At 70.9% G+C, this 7,141-nt stretch carries 8 protein-coding genes; 4 read left to right on the top strand and 4 right to left on the bottom strand.

Annotation, left to right across the window (positions count from 1 at the left end; all coding sequences use genetic code 11):
* Window positions 1-216 precede the first annotated feature (216 nt).
* Complete coding sequence (locus tag VFO68_RS12775) at window positions 217-429, top strand: exodeoxyribonuclease VII small subunit (protein WP_325158459.1); 213 nt, start codon at window positions 217-219, stop codon at window positions 427-429.
* A gap of 9 nt (window positions 430-438) precedes the next feature.
* Here VFO68_RS12775 and VFO68_RS12780 read toward each other — a convergent pair whose 3' ends face one another.
* A complete protein-coding gene (locus VFO68_RS12780) occupies window positions 439-1,035 on the bottom strand; it encodes a DUF4245 domain-containing protein (protein ID WP_325158460.1) in 597 nt (198 codons plus the stop codon).
* A 117-nt stretch (window positions 1,036-1,152) separates the two neighbouring features.
* On the opposite strand from VFO68_RS12780, the gene glpX reads away from it, so the two are divergent.
* Window positions 1,153-2,229 (top strand): class II fructose-bisphosphatase, encoded by a 1,077-nt coding sequence (gene glpX / locus VFO68_RS12785; protein WP_325158461.1) that lies wholly within the window; start codon window positions 1,153-1,155, stop codon window positions 2,227-2,229.
* Window positions 2,230-2,331: 102 nt separating this feature from the next.
* Window positions 2,332-2,946, top strand: a complete 615-nt coding sequence (locus VFO68_RS12790; protein WP_325158462.1) for a L,D-transpeptidase — start codon at window positions 2,332-2,334, stop codon at window positions 2,944-2,946.
* A gap of 20 nt (window positions 2,947-2,966) precedes the next feature.
* On the opposite strand, the gene VFO68_RS12795 is transcribed toward VFO68_RS12790, so the two are convergent.
* The gene (locus tag VFO68_RS12795) at window positions 2,967-3,962 is read right to left on the bottom strand and encodes an NAD(P)/FAD-dependent oxidoreductase (protein WP_325158463.1); all 996 of its coding nucleotides are present in this window, start codon (window positions 3,960-3,962) and stop codon (window positions 2,967-2,969) included.
* A gap of 95 nt (window positions 3,963-4,057) precedes the next feature.
* On the opposite strand from VFO68_RS12795, the gene VFO68_RS12800 reads away from it, so the two are divergent.
* A complete protein-coding gene (locus tag VFO68_RS12800; RefSeq protein ID WP_325158464.1) occupies window positions 4,058-5,455 on the top strand; it encodes a class II fumarate hydratase in 1,398 nt (465 codons plus the stop codon).
* 4 nt (window positions 5,456-5,459) lie between these two features.
* Here VFO68_RS12800 and VFO68_RS12805 read toward each other — a convergent pair whose 3' ends face one another.
* A complete protein-coding gene (locus tag VFO68_RS12805; RefSeq protein WP_325158465.1) occupies window positions 5,460-5,969 on the bottom strand; it encodes a GNAT family N-acetyltransferase in 510 nt (169 codons plus the stop codon).
* 170 nt (window positions 5,970-6,139) lie between these two features.
* Window positions 6,140-7,075: a DMT family transporter gene (locus VFO68_RS12810; RefSeq protein WP_325158466.1), complete on the bottom strand. Its 936-nt coding sequence runs from the start codon at window positions 7,073-7,075 to the stop codon at window positions 6,140-6,142.
* Window positions 7,076-7,141 lie beyond the last annotated feature (66 nt).

Consider the following 7,141-nt stretch of genomic DNA (forward strand, 5'->3'; position numbering starts at 1 on the left):
GGCTCGCAGCACCGTTACCGGGTGGGCCTCGCGCAGCGCCGGATCGAGGAGGCGGTCGCCGAGCGCGACGGCGAGGAGTTCGCCGAGGCGTTCGTCGGCTACGACCAGGCGATCGCCACCGCGCTGCTGCAGGCGCACGGCAAGTTGGAGAGCCCGACCCGGTGAGCGCGCGCGTGCGAGCGAACCAACCCCGGGGCGAGCCTGCGAGGAGACGGTATGAGTGAGACCGAGCTCGACTACGAGCAGGCCCGGGACGAGTTGGCCGCCGTCGTCGCCAAGCTGGAGGCCGGCGGGCTGTCCCTGGAGGACTCGCTGGCCCTCTGGGAGCGTGGCGAGACGCTGGCCCGGATCTGCGAACAGCACCTGGCCGGCGCCCGGGAGCGGATCGAGACCGCGCTGGCCGCCGTGGAGCGGGACACCCCGGAGTAACCCCGCACCTCAGAGCGGGCGCGCGGTCTGCGTCGCGCGGGCAAGCTGGCGGAACTCCTCGGCGCCGGCCGTGCCGGTGATCAGTGTGGTGACCCCGTCCAGCCGGGCGACCCAGACCTGCTCGGCCCGCCGGCCCGGATAGGTCGTCCAGCGCACGCCGTCCACCTCCACCTCGCCGGTGGCCCGCGGGTTCGGGACGTCGGTCTCCACCGCGACGACGTCGGCCGGCTCCCCGCCGGACTGGCTGAGCTGCGCGAACCGGCCGCCCGAGGTCAGCCACCCGACCCGCACCACGACGCTGGCGCCGGCCCCGACCGCGCTGGTCGACGAGGAGTTGGCCCGCCAGCCGGCCGGTAGCTCCGGCCGCCGGATCGGGAAGTCCACCGAGTCCGCCGCAGCCGACAACTCCCGCGCGGCGTCCACGGTCGGCGCCGCGTCGGGGTCGATCGACGGACCGCCCGGGTTGAACGAGCAGCCCCGGCCGAACCCCACCAGCACCGCGATGATCACCAGCAGGACGGCCAGCGCGCCGACCATGTCCCGGGCGTTGGTCCGGGCCCGGGGCGGGATCGGTTCCTGTTGCGATTCAGGCGGGGTGTGCACCACGCCCCTATCGTCTCAGGACACGAGAATCGTGGTCTCGGTAACGCTTGGTTATCGCGGGCGCCGCTGATCTGGGAGGATCGATAACCGGCCCCGTCCACCCATCGGCTGGGAGGCACGATGACCACACCGAGCGAAATCGGCACGACCAAGAACGGGCGGCGCCGCGAGCCGCCGGACCGCAACCTCGCCCTGGAGTTGGTTCGGGTGACCGAGGCCGCGGCGATGGCCGCCGGCCGCTGGGTCGGCCGCGGGGACAAGAACGGCGGCGACGGCGCGGCGGTGGATGCCATGCGCAAGCTGATCGGCACGGTGTCGATGCGCGGCGTCGTGGTGATCGGCGAGGGCGAGAAGGACCACGCGCCGATGCTCTACAACGGCGAGGAGGTCGGCGACGGCAACGGTCCGGACTGTGACGTCGCGGTCGACCCGATCGACGGGACCACGTTGATGGCCAAGGGAATGCCCAACGCCATCGCGGTGCTGGCGGTGGCCGAGCGGGGCGCGATGTTCGACCCGTCCGCGGTGTTCTACATGGAGAAGCTGGCCGTCGGTCCGGAGGCCGCCGACGTCATCGACATCACCGCGCCGGTGCACGAGAACATCCGCCGGGTGGCCAAGGCCAAGCACAGCGACGTGTCCGACGTGAACGTGTGCATTCTGGACCGGCCGCGGCACGAGGACCTGGTGCACGAGGTGCGCGAGGCCGGTGCGCGGATCCACTTCATCAGCGACGGCGACGTGGCCGGCGCGATCTCCGCGGCGCGGCCCAACACCGGCGTGGATCTGCTGATCGGGATCGGCGGCACGCCCGAGGGGATCATCGCCGCGTGTGCGCTGAAGTGCATGGGCGGCGCGATCCAGGCCCGGTTGTGGCCGAAGGACGACGCCGAGCGGCAGAAGGCGATCGATGCCGGGCACGACCTGGGCCGGGTGCTGGAGACCGACGACCTGGTGCGCGGCGACAACGTGTTCTTCTGCGCCACCGGGGTCACCGACGGCGATCTGCTGCGCGGTGTGCACTACCGGGCCGGCGGCTGCACGACGCAGTCGATCGTGATGCGGTCCAAGTCCGGAACGGTGCGGATGATCGACGGGTTCCACCGGCTGACCAAGCTGCGCGAGTACTCGTCGGTCGACTTCGACCGGTCCGAGGCCGCCGATGAGGACGAGCACATGCTGCCGCCCCTACCCTGAGACGACTGCCTTGAGATAACTGCCCTGAGGCAACCTGTGATCGTTCCGCAACGTCATCCTTGTCGAAGTGCCCATAGCGTTGGGTCCGTGCGAGGAGCGCAGATGCGGATCAAGAAACTGATCGTGGGTGTGACCCTGACCGGTGCCGCGGCGCTGTCCGCGTGCGGCACCGCCGCACCCGCGGCAGGTCCGGCGGCCACCACCGAGTCGCCGTCGAGCACCACCACGACGACGACCACCACGACGACAACGACCACCACCACGACGACAACGACTCCGCCGCCCGCCCCGCCGCCCCCACCGGCGACCAGCACGACGAAGCCGAAACCGAAACCGAAGCCCAAGCCGGCGCCCGCACCGGCCGGCGGCACGCCGTGCTCGATCTCCGACGGCGCCTGCATCGACCTGTCCGCCAACAAGACCTGGTTACTCAAGGGCGGGGCGGTCACCTACGGTCCGGCGCCGATCACGCACGGCCGGCCCGGGTACCGCACCCCGGCCGGCACGTTCCGCGTGCAGTTCAAGGACATCGACCACAAGAGCTCGCTGTTCGACGACGCGCCCATGCCGTACTCGGTCTTCTTCAACGGCGGCATCGCCTTCCACCAGGGCAGCCTGAAGGTGCAGTCACACGGCTGCATCCACCTGTCCCTGGCCGCAGCGAAGACCTACTACAACTCCCTGGGAGTCGGCTCCACCGTCCAGGTCGTCCCCTAACGACAACCTCCGCCCACCAATCAGCTGACGTCGCTGGAGTGGCCCGGGAACAGGTGGGCGTCCGGGTCGAGGGCCACGGCGATGTTGTTCACCGCCGTGGCGGCCTCGCCGAAACCGGTCGCGATCAGCTTGACCTTGCCCGGGTAGGCGGCGATGTCGCCGGCGGCGTAGATCCGGTTGCGCGCGGTCCGCATGGTGCTGTCCACGGCCACCGCCCGGTGGGAGATGTCCAGGCCCCAGGACTCGAACGGGCCGAGGTCGGCGGTGAAGCCCAGGGCGGCGACCACGGTCTGCGCCGGCAGCACCCGGGTCTCCATTCCGGCCGCACCCTTGACCGACAGCTCCACCTCGGCCAGACCGTTCGCGTCCCCGCGCAGCTCCACCACCTGCGCGTCGGTGATGATCGGCACGCCCAGTTCCTGGACCTGCCGCACGGTCGCGGCGAACGCCCGGAACTTGGCCCGCCGGTGCACCAGCGTCACGCTGCGGGCGATCGGATGCAGCGACAGCGCCCAGTCGAACGCCGAGTCTCCGCCGCCGACCACGACGACGTCCTGGCCGCGGTGCGTCTCCGGGGCGGGCACGAAGTGCACCATGCCGCGGTCGAGCCAGCCGTCCCCGGCGGGCAGCGGGCGCGGGCTGAACTCGCCCATGCCGGCGGTGATCAACACCGCGCTGGTCCGGATCACCGTGCCGCCGTCCAGCCCGACGTCGAACTGTCCGTCCACTTCGGACAGGGTGAGCGCCTGGCGGCCGAGCAGGTAGGTCGGCTTCCACTGGTCGGTCTGCTCGACCAGCGCGGCGATCAGGTCGCGGCCGCGCACGGCCGGGAACCCGGCCACATCGAAGATCATCTTCTCCGGGTACATGGCGGTCACCTGGCCGCCCGGTTCCGGCAGCGAGTCCACGATGGCGACCGACAGCTCCCGAAACCCCGCGTAGTAGGCCGCGAACAGGCCGGTCGGCCCAGCCCCCACGATCAGGATGTCGACCTCTGTCGGTGTCGCGTTCGTCATGGGTACCGCCTCGGCAGGGAGTGCGAACTAGGGAAAGCGTAGGTGGTGCAGAAGGTCACTGTGCCCACAACAGTGTCCCGCGCCACACTAGTGGTATGGCCGGAGACGAGTATCGGATAGAGCGCGACACGATGGGCGAGGTCCGGGTTCCGGTGGAGGCGCTGTGGCGGGCGCAGACCCAGCGTGCCGTGCAGAACTTCCCGATCTCCGGGCGCGGCCTGGAGCGCTCCCAGATCCGCGCGCTCGGTCTGCTCAAGGCGGCCGCGGCGCGGGTCAACGGCCGGCTCGGCGTGCTGGAGCCGGACCTGGTCGAGGCGATCGCCGGGGCGGCCGAGGAGGTCGCCGAGGGGCGGCACGACGCGCACTTCCCGATCGACGTGTTCCAGACCGGGTCCGGCACCTCGTCGAACATGAACGCCAACGAGGTGATCGCCACCCTGGCCAGCCGGGCGCTCGGCCGGGACGTGCATCCCAACGACCACGTGAACGCCTCGCAGTCGTCCAACGACACCTTCCCCACCACGATCCGCATCGCCGCGATCGAGGCGCTGGTGTCCGACGTGCTCCCGGCCCTGGAACACCTGGCCGACATCCTGGAGAAGCGCTCGGCCGACTGGGCGGAGCTGGTCAAGTCGGGCCGCACGCACCTGATGGACGCGGTGCCGATCACGCTCGGGCAGGAGGCGCAGGCCTGGGCGACGCAGGTGCGGTACGGCGTCGACCGCCTGACCGGCTGCCTACCTCGACTGGGTGAACTCGCGATCGGCGGGACGGCGGTGGGTAGCGGCCTGAACGCACCGGACGGGTTCGGCGCGGCCGTCGCCGATGAGTTGGCCGCCCGGACCGACCTGCCGCTCACCGAGGCGCGCGACCATTTCGAGGCGCAGGCCACCCAGGACGGCGTGGTGGAGGCCTCGGGTCAGCTGCGCACCGTCGCGGTGTCCCTGTTCAAGATCGCAAACGACCTGCGCTGGCTCGGCTCCGGCCCGCGCACCGGCCTGTCCGAACTGGCCCTGCCCGACCTGCAGCCCGGCTCGTCGATCATGCCCGGCAAGGTCAACCCGGTGATCGCCGAGGCGACCATGATGGTGGTCGCCCAGGTCATCGGCAACGACGCCGCCGTGGCCTTCGCCGGCACCCAGGGCAACTTCCAGCTCAACGTGATGCTGCCGGTCATCGCCCGCAACATCCTCGAATCGGCACGCCTCCTGGCCGCCGCGGCCACCCTGCTGGCCGACAAGGTCATCGCCGGCGCCACCCCCGACCCGGACCGGCTGCGCGAGTACGCCGAGTCGTCCCCGTCGATCGTCACCCCCCTCAATCGCTACCTCGGCTACGAAGAGGCCGCCTCGATCGCCAAACAGTCCCTGCGCGACCGCAAGACCATCCGCGAGATAGTCCTCCAACGCGGCCACGTGGACGCCGGCAAACTCACCCTCGCCCAACTCGACGAAGCCCTGGACGTCCTCACCATGGCCCACGGCAACCGCTGACCGGCTACCGACCGTGCTGCATGCCGCGGACCATGCGGATCTCCCGCACCCCGTCCTCGACCTGGGCCGCCCCATCGGCAACGAAGCCGTGCTTGCGGTAGAACGCCTGTGCGCGAGGGTTCAGGTCGGCCACCCACAACGCCGCCGACTCACCGGGATCGACGACCGCCTCCAGCAGCGCCCGCCCAGCACCCGTGCCATGGTCGGCCGCATACACATAGAGCACGTACAACTGCCTCGCCCACGCCGCCACGGCGTCCAGGGGCGGGCCCGACATGGCGATCCCGACCAACTCGCCATCCCGCTCGGCGACAGCCACGTGGTTCTCGCGATAGCGCTCGTCGGTCAGCGCGGCAGTCCAAAACCGCTCCCGAGCAGCCAGGAAGCCCGGATCATCGAGGACTGCATCCGACATGAGCCCTCGATAGGTCTCCTGCCAGCACCGGACGTTCACAAGCGCCATCTGCGCGACGTCCTCGACCCGGGCAGGGCGAACCGTCAGCGCTGAACCCACCGCCGAATCGTAAGCGCGTCAGTTCGCTGCCGCCCTGGACATCCCGACACCACCAACAAGGCGGATCCAGGCCAACTCACCTCAAGCCAGACACCAAACACGACTATTGCCGAAACCCATACCCCAGTAGACAACCCCCACCCGTCCCGGGGGGCGGCCCCTCGGCCAGTCTATCGGCGCGCGGGGGTGGGGTGATCGACTTCGGTCTGGTTGTGGACAGTCGGCGGGGGTGTGGACAACTGGCGGCGGCGGTGCAGGCCGAGGATGCAGCCGGCGGTGACGAGGGCGACGCCCAGGGCGGAGACGAGGCGGGCGGGTTGGGCGCCGAGGGTGACCGAGACCAGCAGGCCGGAGACGGGCATCAGGCCGACCAGGACGCCGGCCCGGTCGGCGCCGAGTACGGAGACCGACCGGTACCAGAGGCAGAAACCGACCGCGGTGACCACGACCGCGAGCACCAGCAGGGCGAGCGTCTCGCGGGGTGAGGGGAGTTGCCAGCGGCCGTCGAGGACGACCGCGCCGGCGAAACCGAGGGCTCCGGCAAGCAGGCAGCACCAGGTGGCCACGGCGAAGGCGCCGATCCGGGCGACCACGCCGATCGCAAACAGGGTGAACGCGGCCTCACACAGCATGGTGAGCACTGCGAGCAGCAGACCCGGACCGTGCCAGGAACCGCCGCCGGTGAGGACCACGATCCCGGCGGCGACGGCGGCGGCCCCGGCGAGGGTCAGCGGGGCCGGGCGGCGGCCGGTCAGCAGGGGCGCGAGCAGGGCGAGCACCAGTGGGGTGCCGCCCAGCAGGGCCGCCACGAACCCGGGCTCGGCATAGCGCTGGGCGACCAGCAGGCAGGCGTTGAACCCCAGCGCCCCGATCGCGGCCAGGCCGACCAGGCTGACCAGATCGCGCGGCGCCGGCCGGGGCAGCGGCCGGCGCCGCAGCCGGGCCCAGGCCACCAACACCAGCCCGGACAGCACGTACCGCATGGCCTGCCCGGCCAGCAGCGGATAGCCGTCCAGCATCCCGGTCACCGGCACCGACCCCCCGACGATCACGCAGGCGAGAGCCCCCGAGAGCAGCGCGAACCGGGTGACTCGATCAACAGCCATGCCGCAACCCTGACCGCAAAGTGGCACAGGAGTAAGTTCCACTTCGATGAGCAAAGAATGGGCCAC

It is taken from the genome of Actinophytocola sp., assembly GCF_035712165.1.
Lineage (GTDB): Bacteria > Actinomycetota > Actinomycetes > Mycobacteriales > Pseudonocardiaceae > DASYTH01.